Origin of the sequence: Dyadobacter sp. 676 (genome assembly GCF_040448675.1) — a bacterium.
In the GTDB taxonomy this organism is placed as follows: domain Bacteria; phylum Bacteroidota; class Bacteroidia; order Cytophagales; family Spirosomataceae; genus Dyadobacter.
On record NZ_CP159289.1, the window covers coordinates 1,880,302 to 1,897,393 of the forward strand.

Annotated in this window: 15 protein-coding genes and 1 pseudogene; 8 read left to right on the forward strand and 8 right to left on the reverse strand. The window is 48.8% G+C overall.

Translation table 11 applies throughout. The features are described from left to right. Positions 1-205: 205 nt before the first annotated feature. On the reverse strand, positions 206-793 hold the full coding sequence (locus ABV298_RS08530; RefSeq protein ID WP_353721722.1) for a bifunctional precorrin-2 dehydrogenase/sirohydrochlorin ferrochelatase: 588 nt from the start codon (positions 791-793) through the stop codon (positions 206-208). Between the two features lie 109 nt (positions 794-902). Between ABV298_RS08530 and ABV298_RS08535 the strand changes: the two are divergent. Continuing rightward, a pseudogene (locus tag ABV298_RS08535) lies at positions 903-2,850 on the forward strand (ABC-F family ATP-binding cassette domain-containing protein). Between the two features lie 43 nt (positions 2,851-2,893). Here ABV298_RS08535 and ABV298_RS08540 read toward each other — a convergent pair. Beyond that, positions 2,894-3,469 (reverse strand): Uma2 family endonuclease, encoded by a 576-nt coding sequence (locus tag ABV298_RS08540; RefSeq protein WP_353721723.1) that lies wholly within the window; start codon positions 3,467-3,469, stop codon positions 2,894-2,896. Between the two features lie 98 nt (positions 3,470-3,567). Between ABV298_RS08540 and ABV298_RS08545 the strand changes: the two genes are divergently transcribed. Both ABV298_RS08545 and ABV298_RS08550 read left to right on the forward strand, forming a co-directional pair. Next, positions 3,568-4,848 carry a DUF5103 domain-containing protein gene (locus ABV298_RS08545; RefSeq protein WP_353721724.1) on the forward strand — a complete coding sequence of 427 codons (1,281 nt, stop codon included), beginning with the start codon at positions 3,568-3,570 and terminating at the stop codon, positions 4,846-4,848. 12 nt (positions 4,849-4,860) lie between these two features. After that, positions 4,861-5,262, forward strand: a complete 402-nt coding sequence (locus tag ABV298_RS08550; RefSeq protein WP_353721725.1) for a hypothetical protein — start codon at positions 4,861-4,863, stop codon at positions 5,260-5,262. A 53-nt stretch (positions 5,263-5,315) separates the two neighbouring features. Here ABV298_RS08550 and ychF read toward each other — a convergent pair whose 3' ends face one another. Together ychF and ABV298_RS08560 are read right to left on the reverse strand one after the other, a co-directional pair. Then, positions 5,316-6,416: a redox-regulated ATPase YchF gene (gene ychF / locus ABV298_RS08555; protein ID WP_353721726.1), complete on the reverse strand. Its 1,101-nt coding sequence runs from the start codon at positions 6,414-6,416 to the stop codon at positions 5,316-5,318. A gap of 162 nt (positions 6,417-6,578) precedes the next feature. Then, positions 6,579-6,899, reverse strand: coding sequence for a DUF3276 family protein (locus ABV298_RS08560; protein ID WP_353721727.1), 321 nt, complete (start codon positions 6,897-6,899; stop codon positions 6,579-6,581). A 267-nt stretch (positions 6,900-7,166) separates the two neighbouring features. On the opposite strand from ABV298_RS08560, the gene ABV298_RS08565 reads away from it, so the two are divergent. Together ABV298_RS08565 and ABV298_RS08570 are read left to right on the forward strand one after the other, a co-directional pair. Continuing rightward, positions 7,167-7,622 (forward strand): septal ring lytic transglycosylase RlpA family protein, encoded by a 456-nt coding sequence (locus tag ABV298_RS08565; RefSeq protein WP_353721728.1) that lies wholly within the window; start codon positions 7,167-7,169, stop codon positions 7,620-7,622. 7 nt (positions 7,623-7,629) lie between these two features. After that, the gene (locus tag ABV298_RS08570; protein ID WP_353721729.1) at positions 7,630-8,544 is read left to right on the forward strand and encodes a DUF58 domain-containing protein; all 915 of its coding nucleotides are present in this window, start codon (positions 7,630-7,632) and stop codon (positions 8,542-8,544) included. Between the two features lie 13 nt (positions 8,545-8,557). Here ABV298_RS08570 and radA read toward each other — a convergent pair whose 3' ends face one another. After that, complete coding sequence (gene radA / locus ABV298_RS08575; RefSeq protein ID WP_353721730.1) at positions 8,558-9,937, reverse strand: DNA repair protein RadA; 1,380 nt, start codon at positions 9,935-9,937, stop codon at positions 8,558-8,560. A gap of 165 nt (positions 9,938-10,102) precedes the next feature. On the opposite strand from radA, the gene ABV298_RS08580 reads away from it, so the two are divergent. Beyond that, positions 10,103-10,819 carry a porin family protein gene (locus ABV298_RS08580; RefSeq protein WP_353721731.1) on the forward strand — a complete coding sequence of 239 codons (717 nt, stop codon included), beginning with the start codon at positions 10,103-10,105 and terminating at the stop codon, positions 10,817-10,819. A 241-nt stretch (positions 10,820-11,060) separates the two neighbouring features. On the opposite strand, the gene ABV298_RS08585 is transcribed toward ABV298_RS08580, so the two are convergent. Continuing rightward, positions 11,061-11,459, reverse strand: a complete 399-nt coding sequence (locus ABV298_RS08585; RefSeq protein WP_353721732.1) for a LytTR family DNA-binding domain-containing protein — start codon at positions 11,457-11,459, stop codon at positions 11,061-11,063. Between the two features lie 343 nt (positions 11,460-11,802). Here ABV298_RS08585 and pheS point away from each other — a divergent pair, with 343 nt between their 5' ends. Next, on the forward strand, positions 11,803-12,843 hold the full coding sequence (gene pheS / locus ABV298_RS08590; RefSeq protein WP_353721733.1) for a phenylalanine--tRNA ligase subunit alpha: 1,041 nt from the start codon (positions 11,803-11,805) through the stop codon (positions 12,841-12,843). Between the two features lie 72 nt (positions 12,844-12,915). Here pheS and ABV298_RS08595 read toward each other — a convergent pair whose 3' ends face one another. Next, positions 12,916-13,647 (reverse strand): alpha/beta hydrolase-fold protein, encoded by a 732-nt coding sequence (locus ABV298_RS08595; RefSeq protein WP_353721734.1) that lies wholly within the window; start codon positions 13,645-13,647, stop codon positions 12,916-12,918. A gap of 120 nt (positions 13,648-13,767) precedes the next feature. After that, positions 13,768-15,198 carry a circularly permuted type 2 ATP-grasp protein gene (locus ABV298_RS08600; protein ID WP_353721735.1) on the reverse strand — a complete coding sequence of 477 codons (1,431 nt, stop codon included), beginning with the start codon at positions 15,196-15,198 and terminating at the stop codon, positions 13,768-13,770. Between the two features lie 325 nt (positions 15,199-15,523). On the opposite strand from ABV298_RS08600, the gene ABV298_RS08605 reads away from it, so the two are divergent. Then, positions 15,524-17,071 (forward strand): DUF5723 family protein, encoded by a 1,548-nt coding sequence (locus ABV298_RS08605; protein WP_353721736.1) that lies wholly within the window; start codon positions 15,524-15,526, stop codon positions 17,069-17,071. The last annotated feature ends 21 nt before the right edge of the window (positions 17,072-17,092 follow it).

The following is a 17,092-nucleotide window of genomic DNA, read 5'->3' on the forward strand; positions in this document are numbered from 1 at the left end:
ATACATATTATCGCACGAAAAGCGAAAACAATCCCCGCCAGCGGTGACAAATTTACCGCGCACTTATCCCTCTGAAACAAAAGAATATATTTAATACGCAGGAATTACAGACACTGTGAAAGCAAACAACCCTATTTTAACAAATTATCTTTCTAAAACAGGAAAAAACCGCATTTTATTGTTTGATAAAGCGATTTAAGCGCCCTCAGGGCACATCTTTTTTCTTTTCCGTTAAAACGGCGGTAATGCGGTTAAGCTCGTCGACCTTCGACGCGAAATCGCCTTTCAGCATATCTCGTACGGCTTTGAGCTGCTCCATCGCCGTTTCAAGATTGTCGGGAAGCGCTTCTCCCAGTACTTCCCGGAGGCGCTTGGCGAGCGTAGGTGACATTCCGTTGGTAGAAATAGCTACTTTCAAATTTCCCTTCCGGACCACCGACGAGAGGTAAAAATCGCAGATATCAGGCGTATCCGCCACATTTGTGAGGATATGACAGGCGCGGGCGGCTTCCCGGATCCTGTTGTTTTCAGCTTTGTCGTTCGTCGCCACGATCACCAGGTCCTTTCCCATCAGATCGCCGTCTTCGAATTTCCGCGTAATTAGATTTATTCGGGAATTAGCGGCCGCAATGTTCCTGATTTCCTCTCGTATTTCGGGTGCGACGAGTGTTATGCGGGCGAGTGGGGAATTATCGAGTACGGCCGTTATTTTCTCCAAACCTACATAGCCGCCGCCCACAATGAGCGTGTGCAGGTTTTCGAGTTTCAGGAATATGGGAAAGAGATTGTTCATTGGATCAAATTTACATAAATAACGCATTCGTTGCGACAGCGACAACCTCTTTATAACTATTCCAACATTCCGCTTTTTCTATCTGCTTCTTTCCCCGTACCTTTGCACCATGATCGCGATTACGAACCTCAGTTATTTCCTGGGCGACCGTGCATTGTACGACGGCGCCTCATTACATATCAAGCCGAAACAAAAGATAGGGCTTATCGGGCTGAACGGTACCGGGAAGTCGACCCTATTGCGCATGATTAACGGGGAATTCCAGCCCGACGGCGGAACCATCTCCAAAGCCGGCGACTGTACGATCGGTTTCCTCAATCAGGACCTGCTTTCGTATCAGACCGAGGATTCGATCCTTTCGGTAGCGATGCAGGCGTTTGAAAGACAGAACGCTCTTCAGGTCCAAATGGATAAAATCCTGCACGATATGGAGCACAACTATACCGACGACCTCGTGGACAAACTGGCGCGCGTGCAGGAAGAGTTCGAAGCATTGGACGGCTATTCGGTACAATCCAAGGCGGAGGCCATCCTGGAAGGCCTGGGGTTCTCAACGGCCGATCTTAACCTGCCATTGCGGCAGTTTTCGGGGGGGGTGGCGAATGCGCGTAATGCTCGCGAAACTGCTTTTGCAAAAACCCGCCCTCCTCATGCTCGATGAGCCTACCAACCACCTCGACCTTCCGTCGATCCAGTGGGTGGAAAAATACACACAAAATTACGAGGGAGCGGTAATCGTCGTTTCACACGACCGCCAGTTTCTCGACAACACCGTCGACACCATCGTGGAGGTTTCGGGCGGGAAGCTCAATTATTACGCGGGAAATTATTCCTATTACCTGGAAGAAAAAGCCCTTCGTAACGACATCCAACGTGGCGCTTATGAGAACCAGCAGGCCAAAATCCGTCAGACAGAACGTTTTATCGAACGTTTCAAAGCCAAAGCGACGAAATCGCGGCAGGTACAGAGCCGGGTGAAGGCGTTGGACAGGATGGAAATGGTGGACGAGGTGATCGACGAGAACGCCAAAGTGCATTTCCGGTTCCAGTTCACGACACAACCGGGCCGCCATGTGTTTCAGCTGGAAGACGCTTCGAAAGCTTATGGCGACAAGGTCATCCTCGACCACACGAATATCAGCATGGAACGGGGCGATAAAATTGCGCTGATCGGGGCGAATGGCCGCGGTAAATCTACCGTGCTGCGCATTGTGGCCGGAACCGAGCCCATCGAAGGCAAACGCCGGCTGGGGCACAATGTATCGTTTACATTTTACGCCCAGCATCAGCTCGAATCGTTGAATGTGGCGAACAACCTCATCGAGGAATTGAAATACGCCAATCCAACCAAGACGGAGACGGAATTAAGGACTGTGCTGGGTTGCTTTCTGTTCTCGGGCGACGACGTTTTCAAAAAAATCAAGGTACTTTCCGGAGGTGAAAAGTCGCGTGTCGCGCTGGCAAAAGTGTTGCTTTCGCAAGCCAACTTCCTGCTTCTCGATGAGCCTACGAACCACCTGGACATGCAATCGGTGAACATCCTGATCCAGGCATTGCAGCAATACGAGGGCAGTTACATCGTCGTATCCCACGACCGCTATTTTGTTGAGAACATTGCCAACAAAATCTGGTATATCGAAGATCATCAGATTAAGGAATATCCGGGTACTTACCAGGAATACGAAATTTGGGTGGAAGAACGCGGATTGCAATCGGCCGTGAGTGAAAAAGCGACGGTTAGCAGCGCCCCACCACAGAAAAACCAGCCGGCACCTGCGAATCAGAATAAAAACAATGGCAAGCCGCAGTCCAACGAAGATGCTCAAAAACTGAAAAAAGCGAGAAGGCAAATCGAGGAGCTGGAAGAGACCATTAACAATCTGGAAGTGAGGAAGACTGAAACCGAAGCCAAACTGGCCGACCCGAAAATTTACAACGATTCTGTTGCGTTAGCTGAAATGAACCGGTTTTATGCGGATATCAAGCAAAAACTTGAACAAAGCACGGAGGACTGGGAGAATCTGATGCTGGAAGTAGAAGAGCTTTCGGGGAAATAAAAAGCGTATGGGAGGGAGTCGAATGGCTCCCTTTTTTACTATTTCAAAATCCCTTCAGTTTTCGCGTAGATATCGGACATTTCAAGGCTAGACCGATGTGGCCGATTTCAATGCTGCCATCAATGTCACTTGCCTCAGAAGCGAGATACCAAACATCATTATCTCCTTTCCGATGCACCTCTGCCCTTATTTCCCGGGAGTCGACCAGCACATATTCTGTCAGCGTTCGAAGAGTTTGGTATAACTGGAATTTCTTCCCCTGGTCGTAACCTTCCGTACTGGGTGGAAGCACTTCGACAATCACCGAAGGGTTAAGCAAAGTGTCGGCTTGATTATCCAGAAACTCCGGCTTACCGTAAACTATCAGCAAGTCCGGATAGGTATACAGGGTGTTTCCAGGAATATGGACACGCAAGTCGCGGGAAAAACTCTGACAACCTTTTTGTTTGAGGAAAATACCGATTTCAATAGATAAATTCTCCGTAATTCGGTTATGGTTACGGCTCGCCCCCGACATCGCAAATATCTCTCCCCGATAGTACTCGCTCTTGTACTCGGCGACACGTTCCATTTCAAGATATTCTTCTTCCGTGTACATTTTGATTGCAACTGCTGTCATGGTTTCTAATCAAAAATAGTTAATAATGTTCAAATCACCTTTTCCAAACTATATGTACCTTACAGTAAAAAGTTACGTTACCCATTAAAAGTCCCAAGATGCGCTTAGTACCGTTGATATTCCTTTTCCTATTTTGTACACACGCTTATGCGCAGCCGCAGGGCCTGCGCCTGGAAGATTTTATTTACCAGGACAAGATCAAAACCGTGCTCCTGTACCCGGCTTTGGACGATCCCGAAACGCCGACACGCCTGCTTACACCCCCTATTACCCCTTTGAACAACCCGGCGCCACTGGTACTCGAGTTCGATGACATGAGCGGCCAACCGGAAGGCTACCGCGCCAAAATCATCCATTGCAATGCCGACTGGACCAAATCCAATCTGAACGATATCGAGTTCACCTATGAATTCAACGAATACCCGATCAACACTTACGACCAGTCGTTCAGTACGAAGGTCCCCTATACGCATTACCGTTTCGAATTGCCGAAATTGAAGCTGCCGGGCAACTATGTAATCTATGTATTTTCAGACCGTGGGAGGCAACTAATGTTCAGCCGGCGGTTTATGCATTATCAACCGCGCGTGAGCATTACCGCGCAAGCCCGTTTTTCACAAGGCATCGAACAACAGTTTTCGGATCAGCAGATCGATTTTTCGGTCGATTATAAAGGGTATCAACTCAATGCGCCGCAAACCGACCTGAAAGTGGTGATCCGGAAGAATTTCCGCTGGGACCAGGCCAAAACCAATTTCAAGCCTTCCAACGTACGGCCGTTCGACCAACTGCTGGAATACACATTTTTTGACCTTGAAAACACCTTTAAAGGGGGGAACGAGTTCAGATATTTCGATAGCCGTTCGCTGACCGGGCGTGGTTATGGCGTGAATGAGATCGAACGCACGGATGAGTATACCAAGCTTTTCCTTTTCCCGGACAAGCCACGGGCGCATGTCCCTTACATTCAGATGGACGATTTTAACGGGCAATACATCGTCGATCAGCGCGAATCGGGCCGGGGAAGTGTGGAAGCCGATTATACGCCTGTTGTGTTTACATTAAAGACAGAGGAAGATCCCGACGCTACTTTTTATGTGAATGGCGCGTTCAACCTCTGGCAGCTAACCGACCGCAACAAGATGGTTTACGATGCCACCGCCCAGGCATATCAGCTTGAAATGATGATCAAACAGGGGGTTATCAACTATGATTACACCGTTGTGAAGGGGAATCAAAAGCCCGACGAGTCATATATCGAAGGAAATTTTGCCGCAACCGAAAATGATTACGATATATTGATCTATCACCGACCGCCAGCAAGTCGTGCCGATCTGCTCATCGGCTACCGCACCGTGGAATGGAACAGGCGGCGCTAACCACGTGACGTTATGAAATCATCAGCAAACAGTGTGTATCTTACATCGAACCTCTCGATTACCAACGACGAGAATTACATTATAGATTGCCTGGTGGATCATGACGAAATGCCCGCCAATTTCGAAAACAGCCACGTAATCGCCTTTTACACTGCAACCGACCTTTACCTAGTGCTTTATTTTCCCCAGCTCGAAGATCGTGGCTTTCAGATGTACATTGTGGAAGACTTCTCACAGAACATCGACGACCTGGTCTTTCTTCGTGACATGTTTATGCAGTTGGTCAACGAAGGGCATAATCCGGAATTGCTGAAAAAGGCGCATTACAAGGTGGATTCCATCCTGCATATGGCCAGGACACTCAGGGCCGTTATCCACAAGGACGCACCTGATTACTATGAGGACGAACAATAAAACAAAAGAGCGGCAATGTGCCGCTCTTTGCATATTCGGGTACGGGGCCGGTATCACACATTAAAACGGAAGTGCATAATATCGCCGTCCTCCACGACATATTCCTTTCCTTCCACCGCCATTTTGCCGGCTTCTTTCACAGCCGTTTCCGTTTTATAATGCTCATAATCCGCGATTTTGATCACTTCGGCACGGATAAAGCCTTTTTCAAAATCGCTGTGGATCACACCCGCAGCCTGGGGCGCTTTCCAGCCTTTCACGATCGTCCAGGCACGCACTTCTTTTACCCCGGCCGTAAAATAGGTGATCAGGTTTAAAAGCGCATAAGACGCCTTGATAAGCTTGCTCAATCCGGATTCGGTCAATCCGTATTCGCTCAGGAACATTTCATGCTCTTCCGGATCTTCTATTTCCGCGATCTGCGATTCGATGGCCGCGCAAAGCACGATCACATCCGCCCCTTCATGCTTTACGGCTTCACGCAGTTTTTCTGAATATTCATTACCTGTGAGCATCGAACCTTCGTCCACATTTGCCACGTAAAGTACCGGCTTTGCAGTCAGTAATTGAAGGTCACCGATAACAGCCTGCCTCGTTTCCTCGTCGATTTGCACGCTGCGGGCATTTTTCCCTTCTTCAAGCGTGGTTTTATATTTTTTCAACCATTCGAGTTCGGCCTTAGCTTTCGCATCACCTGCTCGCGCCGCCTTTTCCACACGCTGGATTTTCTTCTCAACCGACTCGAGGTCTTTCAATTGCAGTTCGGCGTCTATGATTTCCTTATCGAAAACCGGGTCGACACGGCCTTCCACATGCACCACGTTATCGTCGGCGAAACAACGTACCACATGTACGATCGCATCCACCTCACGGATATTCGCCAGGAACTTGTTTCCCAACCCGGCTCCCTGGCTCGCCCCCTTCACAAGGCCGGCGATGTCCACGAATTCGATAATGGTCGGGATCACTTTCTGAGGGTTAACCAGCCTGGTAAGGACGTCCAGGCGCTCGTCCGGGACGGTTACAACGCCCACATTGGGCTCTATGGTACAAAACGGGTAATTGGCAGCTTCGGCTTTGCCGGTTGAAATGGCATTAAAAAGGGTGGATTTCCCAACGTTTGGTAATCCGACAATCCCACATTGAAGACTCATATATGAATGGTAAGCAGTGAACGGCGGCCGCATGCCCTATCGGTAAAGCAAAGCATGCCCGCCTGCTGAATAATAATTTTCGCAAAATTACTATTTAGCAGGTACAAAAACCAAAAGCCTTCGTAATCGATTGCGAAGGCTTCTATCCAATATCTTAAATTCTTAATCCCACTTAAGGTCCGACTCTCCTAGTACGTCTACCTCGTCTCCTTTGGATTCAAATTGCGAGAAGTCAACCTCCGGCATCAACTCTGTTTTCACGTGATCAACCGCTTCTTTCAATGCCTCCACGAACTTGTCAAAGTCCTCCTTGTACAAAAACATCTTATGTTTTTCGTACGTAAATCCGTCTCCCTGGGGGTGGCGACGGCTTTCTGTGATGGTAAGATAGTAATCGTTAGATCGCGTAGAGCGAACATCGAAGAAGTAAGTCCGTTTTCCCGCCCTGACCCTTTTGGAGTAGATTTGCTCTCTGTCTTCCACTATGTTTAGTTTTAAATAGGTTTCCAAACGCTAAAATATAAAGTTTATTGCTGCTTCCAAAAAAACCGGAACATATTAGCGATTTGTTGGTTACGGGTTACAATGACCGAGGCTTCCCATCCTCAAATTAAGTGCAACTTTTGCTGGATTGTTAAAATCTTTTCACTAGTTTTGAAATTCGTGGGTTTTAAAATTGATCTGAAACACCAAAGAAAGATATGAGATAAGGGACATTTACCTTATTATGTTTCACCTAAATCCAGAAAAATGACCTATCGTCGGATTCTGATTCTCACCCTGTTAGCGTTTGCCGCGCTGTTGCCTGAAGCATTTGCCCAGGTAAAACTAGGTAAAACGGAAACCGGAAACGCCTCCTACTACTCGGCGCGGTTCCATGGCCGGAAAACCTCCTTCGGGGAAATACATAAAAGCAGCGAGCTGCTATGTGCGCACCGGAGTTACCCGCTCAATACGATGCTTGAAGTGACGAATCTCGAAAACGATGAAAAAGTGATTGTAAGGGTCAATGACCGGGGCCCGTTTTCCAAGCACCGCGTGATCGACCTCAGCAAGGAAGCTGCCCGCCTGCTGGGCATTCTCGCCAAGGGTGTCGCCAGTGTTTCCGTGAGAGTGGTAGGCATGGAAGGAATGGTCCTCCTCTCGCCCAACGAAGAAATCGACCCCAAGTCGGGCAAAGTCATTTCCATGAGAAGTAAGCCTTGATGCCAACATGAGTGTCCGCCAACTGGATCTGGCCAAAGTCAGAGAATTCGGAAATCTGGAATTTCTTGCTAAACAGTTGGTGGAAGGTTTTATCACCGGTCTTCATAAATCCCCCTTCCACGGCTTCTCCGTCGAATTTGCGGAGCACCAGCTCTATAACACAGGCGAATCCACACGGAATATCGACTGGAAGGTTTTTGCCAAAACCGACCGGCTTTATGTAAAGCGCTACGAGGAAGAAACCAATCTCCGATGCCACATTCTGCTCGACACTTCGTCTTCCATGTATTATCCGGAGGATAATTACGGAAAAATGACGTTCAGCGTGATGGCGGCTGCCAGCCTCACCTACTTGCTGCAAAGGCAGAAAGACGCGGTTAGCTTGTGTACATTTTCGGAACAGATCGAAGTGCAGACTGCGGTAAAATCCACCCCGTCGCATGTGCATAAGATCATGCTCGAACTGGAACAGCAGTTGCAGGCCAAACGCCCACTACTCAAAACATCGGTCGCCGACGTCCTCCACCAGATCGCCGAGAAGATTCATAAGCGCTCGCTGGTGGTCATTTTCAGCGATATGTTCGACAATATCGAGGAGGCCGACAAAATTTTCTCCGCATTGCAGCATTTACGGCACAACCTGCACGAGGTATTGCTTTTCCACGTCACCGACCGGAGAACGGAGGAAAACTTCGCATTCGAAAACCGCCCTTATGAGTTTATCGACCTCGAAACCGGTGAAAAGATTAAAGTCCAGCCAGAGCAGGTACGCGAATCATACCGGCAATTCGTAGGTGATTTTTACCAAAAACTGAAATTGAAGTGCGGGCAATACAAGATCGACTTCATCGAGGCGGATATCGCCAAGGGTTTCGATCCCGTACTACTCGCCTATTTGGTGAAGCATTCCAAAATGCGGTAATACCCTGTCGAAATCAAACCGGCTGATTCAGAAAAAGCGACATAAAAAGCTCATCCAGGTGCGCCACAGGTACCACTTCGATTTTCCCTCTTTTTAAATCCAGCCCTTTGCTGTTGTATTTTGAAATATAAATCTTTTTAAATCCCAGTTTTTCCGCCTCCGAAACGCGGCTATCGATCCGGTTCACAGCGCGAACCTCCCCACCCAACCCTACTTCCGCCGCAAAACATACGGATGCCGGGATGAACTTATCCTCATACGAAGAAACGAGCGAGGCAATCACCGCGAGGTCGATCGCGGGATCTTCCACTTTCAGGCCACCGGCTACGTTCAGAAACACATCCTGCACGCCCAAACGAAAACCTCCCCGCTTTTCAAGCACCGCCAGCAGCATTTGAAGGCGTTTTGCGTCAAAACCGGTACTGCTTCGTTGTGGCGTCCCGTAAGTGGCTACGCTCACCAATGATTGTATTTCAACCAAAAGCGGCCGGTTTCCCTCCATCATCGAACCAATGGCAATACCGCTTACCGGTTCATCGCGCTGCGAAATGAGGATTTCGGAAGGATTACTCACCTGGCGGAGACCGTTTCCCTGCATTTCGTAGATACCCAGTTCGGAAGTACTCCCAAAACGGTTCTTCATAGTCCGCAGAATGCGGTAAGTATTATGCCGGTCACCCTCGAATTGGAGCACGGTATCCACCATGTGTTCCAGCACTTTCGGGCCTGCGAGCGAGCCGTCCTTGGTAATATGCCCGATCAGGAACACCGGAACGCCCATCTCCTTGGCATACTTCATGAATTCGGCCGTGCATTCGCGCACCTGCGATACGCTGCCGGCACCCGACTCGATGTAGGTCGACTGCATGGTTTGAATGGAGTCGACGATCAGTATCTCCGGTTGGAAATCCTCTACTTGCCTGAAAATATTCTGCGTTTGCGTGTCGGTCAGAATAAAGCAGTTATCACTCCTGGCTGCCATACGCTCCGCGCGCATTTTGATCTGGGCTTCTGATTCTTCACCTGAAACGTAAAGCACCTTTTTGTCGGAAAGCGTCAATGCGATTTGCAGCATCAATGTCGATTTCCCTATTCCAGGCTCTCCCCCGATGAGTACGAGCGAACCGGGCACGATACCTCCCCCAAGTACGCGGTTAAGTTCCTCGTCGAATGTCCGGATGCGCGGTTCGTTTTCGTAGACAATTTCCGCAATCGCCCGCGGACGATTTGCCAGATTCACCGATTTCCATGAAACCCCTGTTTTTTTATCCTCTTTTTCGATAACTTCCTGTACGAAAGTATTCCATTCGCCGCAGGACGGACACCTGCCGACCCATTTTGGCGAATTATACCCACATTCCTGACAAAAATATGCGGTCCTGGCTTTGGCCATAATAGAAAAATCTAATTTATATCCTCTTGGTGACTAACGTTTTTCCGGTGATATTAATCCAATATTTGGATGTTTTGGCCACAAAATCAAAAAAAATGTAGGATAGGTATAGTTTTTTGCAATTTGGCGTTATTATCCGGTTTTACTTAAAAAATTATATTATCCATGAACATCCTGACAAAAGTGGCCTGTGGCTGTTTGCTGTGCATTTTGGCATTCCCAAATGTCCAGGCCCAGAAAAAAGGTTTTGCGTTCGGTATCAAGGGAGGAGTGAATTTGTCGCGGCTTACAATGGGCGACGTTTTTACGACGCGTTACGATGAAAATGGAAATCCTTACCTGGGATACGATGGCAAAGAGGTTCGGGACAACCTGAAAGAAAGTTTCAATACAAGGACCGGCGCCGTGGGCGGTGTCTGGATGCGCTTTGGCCGGACTATATTTATACAGCCCGAGGTACTGATTTCAACAAAAGGCGGTTCGTTCAAAATCATCCAGAACGACCAGGAAGTACCGGTTGAAAAAACAGTCAATGTCAAATACAGCAATATTGATGTCCCGTTATTGATCGGCCTGAAAGGGGGCCCTTTCCGCATTCTGGCCGGACCCGTCACGTCCTTCCGGATCGGCGACAACCAGCGGTTGCGCGATGCTTTCAAATATTACACTTCCGACCTGAGCAACGCCATGTCGGAAGCCACGTTCGGCTACCAGCTCGGCGCAGGGCTCGATTTGGGCAATTTCAGTCTGGATGTAAGAAAAGAAGGTTCATTCACGAACCTGGCATCGTTCCAGGTAAGCGGCCAGCCTATCAATGGCGGCGCATCATTGAAGCAAAAAGTGAGTTCCTGGCAGGTGACGCTGGGGCTGAAGTTGTTTTAATGACCGAATGAGTGAATGGTGAATGAGTGAATCGGTGAATGGGTATTTACAATTTCTGAGACTCGTGATTTAAATCGGCCTCAATATTCGGCCATTCAATCATTCGGTCATTCAATCATTAAAAATTTATTCACTCATTCAAAATTCATTCACCTCCACAAAACAAAACGAGCAGCCTTCGATCGTAGCGATGGCTGCTGTTTTTATGAATAACCCACTAATTTAATTCACCAAATATCTTTTATGCGCTGATGCGGAGGTTGCTGTGATCGAGAAGGCCGGACACCTCTTTGATTTTTCTGCGTGATACGACCACTTCCTTGCCGCAAGACAGTTTCAGCATGCGGTCGTCTTCCAGGCGTTCCACCACGTAGTCGGCGTTCACGAGGTATGATTTATGCACGCGGAGAAATTTTGCGTTAAGTTGCTCCGCAAGGGACTTCAATGTCTTCGAAACCAGGTATTTCTTACCTGTATTGGTATATATGAATGTATAGTTTCCTTCACCTTCGAGGAAAGTGATGACGTCGGGAGTCAAAAAGATCGTTCTGCCCATCGACTGAACTGAAATGTAAGAGCGGCTGTCGTTATATGATTTCTCTGACAGGTTGGGGCGAGTAAAGCTTGGAAAATTTTTCATGGTAACTACGCTAATATTGTTGTGATTTCTTGTTCCAAAATTAGCACATCGCATGACCTTCAGAAAATACGTAAAAGTACGCACCCCAACACAACCAACTCATTATCAAATATTTAACAAATAGGTAATATATAAAATGACGTAACCAAACTTAGTAAAACGCGTAATTTTACGTAGCCCCTGAAACATGGATTTTTCCAATAAACCGCCTCGCCTACGTTTCGCCGGCATTTCACTTCGGGCAACGAGCTAACTTTCGTTATCTTTGCACAAATTTCGAGGCTCTCATAATGGCGCCTCCGGCTGCCTCAGGACAGCACAGTCACCAATAACAACAGCTTTTATGATTACCGAGCGGGTAAAAGAGTTAGTTTCAGAAATCGAACAGGCAACAGTTAGTAACAAGGAGCAGCTGGAAGCTTTCAGGTTGAAATATATAAGTAAGAAAAGCGCGGTAACCGAGCTTTTCGACAACCTCAAAAATATCCCTCAAGAGGACCGCCGGGCCGTCGGCCAGGAGTTAAATACCCTCAAAAATCTGGCACAAAGCCGTTTTCAGGATTTTCAGTCCGCATTGGAAAATAGCGCGGACAGCTCCCCTGAAATGCTGATCGACCTGACTTTGCCTGTAACTCCCAACTTGCAGGGAAGCCTCCACCCGCTAACTATCGTCCGCCGGAGGATCATTGAGATTTTCGAAAGAATGGGTTTCAACGTATCGTACGGGCCGGAAATCGAAAAGGACTGGTATAATTTCAGCGCATTGAACTTTGCCGATAACCACCCCGCCCGTGAAATGCAGGACACGTTCTTTATCTCGAAAAGTGCGGGCGATGTGAAAGACGACGTCCTTCTGCGTACGCACACATCCAACGTACAGGTGCGCCTGATGGAACGCCAGAAACCGCCTATCCGCAGCATTATGCCGGGTCGCGTGTTCCGTAACGAAGCCATTTCGGCACGGGCGCATTGCGTTTTCCACCAGGTGGAAGGGCTCTATGTGGATAAAAATGTAAGTTTCAAGGATTTGAAGGATACGCTATACCACTTCGCGAAGGAGATGTTCGGGAAGGACTCCAGAATCCGTCTGCGCCCTTCCTACTTTCCATTCACCGAGCCCAGCGCCGAAATCGACGTTTCCTGCTTTATATGTAAAGGAAAAGGCTGTAATGTTTGCAAGCACACCGGCTGGGTTGAAATTGCCGGCTCGGGAATGGTGGACCCCAATGTATTGGAAAATTGCGGTATCGACAGCGAAGAATACACCGGTTTCGCATTCGGAATGGGTATCGAGCGGATTACGATGCTGCGCTACGGTATTAACGACCTGCGTTTGTTTACCGAAAACGATGTAAGGTTCCTTCGCCAGTTCGAAGGCGCCTGATCGGAAATACTTTTAAAAGCGAATGCCCCCGAGATGGTACCATTTCGGGGACATTCGCTTTTGGGGCAGATATCAAAACCGCGTTTCCAGGTAATATGGAAGCATTTTCTTCCAGGCCCACCATTCGTGAGGAATATCGCTCCCCCAGATATCCAGCTCGTGCGGTACATTCTTTGAAGCTAGTATCGACGATATGTGCCTCGAATAATCCGGCACTTCGTACGCACCGGAACCCGTCACAAAATGGATATGGCGGCTGTCGCGGTACATCGATAAATGCCATTCTGCTTTGAGGTTCGGCAAATAATGCACCGGCGAATTGAAATAGACGTTGTCGTCGTAGTACCCATTCGTGTAAACGCTCAGGTCATAGCACCCACTCATGGCGATTACCCCGTGAATGTAATCGGGGTGTTTAAAAAACAGGTTCGCGGCGTGCAATGCCCCGAACGACGCGCCGGCGGCGATAATCTCGTTGGTTGGGCTGGAATCCTGCTTGATAAAAGGCACTACTTCCTTAATCACGTAATCATTGAAAGCCTGGTGCCGCACCGCCTTGTCGTACCCGTGCATGTACGGGTTTAGCCAGCTTTCCCCATTAATGCTGTTGATACAATAAACTTTAACTTTTCCGGAATAGATGTAGGGCTCGATGCTGTCTACCAACCCATTCCGTTCATATTCCAGGTAATCGGACGCCGCGGTAGGAATGAGCAGAAGGGCGACCCCGTAATGCCCGTAAACGGCAATTTCCATTTCCTTGTTAAGCGCCGGACTGAACCATCCGGTTATATGGCGTTGCATTGTTCGATCATTTAAGTTACTGACTATTCATTCTCTGAAATCCAGGCAGTTCAAACAAGGTTTATCGAAAACTCATAAACCGTTATCACGAACAGCCTGCCAGTAACTGTTAATGATAACTTAATACAATACCCACGTATCTTTTCCGCCACCACCCTGCGACGAATTCACCACAAGCGATCCCTTACGCAACGCGACGCGCGTCAGTCCCCCGGGGATTACGCTGATATCGTCACCGTATAAGATGTAAGGCCGCAAATCTACGTGACGTCCTTCGGCGTGTCCGTTGATCATACAAGGCACTCTCGATAATGAAATCGTAGGTTGGGCAATATAATTCCGCGGATTGGCCTTTATTTTCTGACGGAAAAGCGCATGCTCTTCCTCCGTCGCCTTCGGCCCGATCAGCATTCCGTAACCACCGGCCTCATTTGCCTCTTTTACAACCAGTTCTGAAATATTCTCAAGAACATAATGCATATCATCCTCTTCGCCGCAGATATAGGTTCTTACATTCGGAATAATCGCTTCTTCGCCCAGATAGTACCTGATCATGCGCGGAACGTAGGCGTACACCACTTTGTCGTCGGCTACTCCGGTGCCCGGGGCGTTGGCCAATGCTACGCGTCCTTTTTTATACACTTCGAAAATCCCCGGGATACCGATCAGCGAATCCTCACGGAATGCTTCGGGATCCATGAAAGTATCATCAATACGGCGGTAGATCACGTCCACAATCTGCAGGCCGTTGGTCGTACGCATTTTCACGTACCCGTCCGAAACCACGAGGTCGCGCGTATCGACCAGCTCCACGCCCATTTGTTGCGCGAGGTACGAATGCTCGAAATATGCGGAGTTATAAATGCCCGGCGTCAGCACGGCTACCGTCGGATTCGGGCGATCTGCGAGGTGTTGCAGCATCTGCAGCAGGCGCGTCGGGTAATCGGAAACCGGCCTTACGCCTGTGCGTGCGAGCACGTCCGGGAAGATCTGCTTCGACAGTTCCCTGTTTTCCAGCATGTAGGAAACGCCCGACGGGCACCGGAGGTTGTCTTCCAGCACCATGAAAGTACCGTCGTCGCCCTTGATCAGATCGGTACCCGTAATGTGGCACCATATGCCCTTCGGCGGTTTCAGGCCGATACAGGGTTTGAGAAAGCATTTGCTCGACTCAATCAGTTCCCGGGGGACCACGCCATCGTTCAATATGTTTTGCTCATTGTAAACATCGTCGATAAACATGTTCAATGCCTTGATCCGCTGTTTCAGCCCCTTTTCAAGCCACTCCCACTCGGCATTCGACAGCACCCGCGGGATGATGTCGATCGGCATGATCCGTTCGGTACCTTCCCCTTCCGAATACACATTAAAGGTAATGCCCATCGATAATAGCGCACGCTCGGTTGCCAGCTGGCGGTTGGTGAGGTCTTCATGCGTGAGGTTTTCGAATTTATTCTTTAAATGCTCATAGCCCGGACGTATTTCGCCAGATGGGGTAAACATCTCATCGAAGAAATTTTCTATTTGGTAATTTGAAAATGAAAAATTCATACAATTCAAAATTTGAATAAGTCAATACCTATAGTTCACAGAACAATATATGGTCAATGTATGAATTAACAAAACAAATACCAATTACAGCCCGACAGCGACCGCGCATTTGGTTTGCTCACAAAAACCGGCTTTCCCTAAATTATTTGACACCGACAGCCTACGAAGCGGCAACCGTTCGCTCAATTCCTCCGTATTAAAATCGTGCCGCCCGCCGTTCAGGAATATTATTTACGCAATCCGTAAACATTGTTGCAAGTCAGTAACGTTAGCATTTTCTTTGTACCTGATTAAAATGTCGGCACCCCACCGAATCACGTTCCCTATGCAAAGAAGCTGGTTATCCATATTAGGACTGGTCTGCGGATTAACCATCGAAGCCCTGTCCCAGCATCTGCCGGGAACGGCCATGAGTAATTTTGCCGGAACGAATGCATTGTACCACAACCCGGCGTTTGTGGCCGACAGCCGTTACAGCGTATATGTAAACTTGGTGGGCACACAGTTCTATACCGCCAATAACCACGTCAGATACGAGGCGCCCTACTCTTTCCTGAGCCTGATTACCAATACGGTCCCGGCCAAATACCACAACGAACGCGGCATGCTGCTCTTCCCGCGCTCCTACCTGGGCGAGAAACTGAACGGCAATAAAAAATACCTCAATGCGGGCGGAGATACCCGCCTGCCGTCGATCATGTTCAACATGTTCAAAGGCAGGATCGGTGTGAGTTTCTCGTCCCGGGCACGCTATGTCCTGAATACCACGCAGGTAACCGAGCCGATGGCCAGGTTAATCAGCAAAACCACACAGTTGAAGGAATTACATAATCAGGTTTTTGAAAACCAGTCGGGCCAGTTACACCTGAACGGCCTGGGCGAAATAGCGATGACGCTGGGAGGAACTGTTTTTGACAATGAAACGGATTATCTCAAAGTCGGCTTCACCGTTAAAAGATTGATCGGCCTTTACAATGCGCATGCCATTATCGAAAACTCCTCCTACGACATCCAGCCCGACCCCAACTGGGAGAACAAACGACAGTATATCAATGTAAACCAGATCAATGTGCGGTACGCGATCACGCGTGACGAAGGTTTCCAGAATATAAAGCCCTCCCCGGCCTGGCTGCTGGGTAATGCGCCCCCGGGAAGCGGATGGGGCTTCGACATCGGCGCGGTGTACGAGTATCGCCCCGACGTCCACAAAGCGACCTATCGCGAAAGGGGTATCCGGAAGCGTGATGCTTCAAAGAACAAATATCTTTATCGGGTAGCCGTATCGCTCACCGACATCGGCCGCGTCCATTTCAAAAACCCGGCCTACATTCTTCAACAGGAGACGCACACCACCAACAAGGAGTTCCGCTACGACACCTTTCAGAAGCTGAAAGGTTCCGAAGGTATTTTCAATGCCATCAACTCGTCGCTGGACGGCGGGCCGCCAATTGCGCCTAACTTTAAATCAGTGCTGCCCATGGCGTTCCAGGCCAGCGTCGATTATAATATCAGGCCCAATGTGTACGTCAACGGGCTTTGGGTACAAAACCTGATTTCCCAGGGCGCATTCGGGATGAAGGCGGAATCGTATATCGGCGTAACACCCCGCTACGAGCACAAATGGTACGAAATATCGGTTCCAATGTCGCTCATGAATCGTTACCGCTCACCGGCCATCGGGCTTGCGGGGCGAATAGGGCCGCTATGGCTGGGGACCGATCACCTTACGGGTCTGCTGAATATCGGCAATCCGAAGGCATTCAATCTTTATTTCGGCATATCGGGAGGCCTCTTCCGAAAACCGCCCGAATCGCAGAACAAATGCTGGCCACCCGAGGATTCGTGGCTCCGGCGCATTTTTTCCAAACGATAATTGCCGCTTCAACGTTATCAA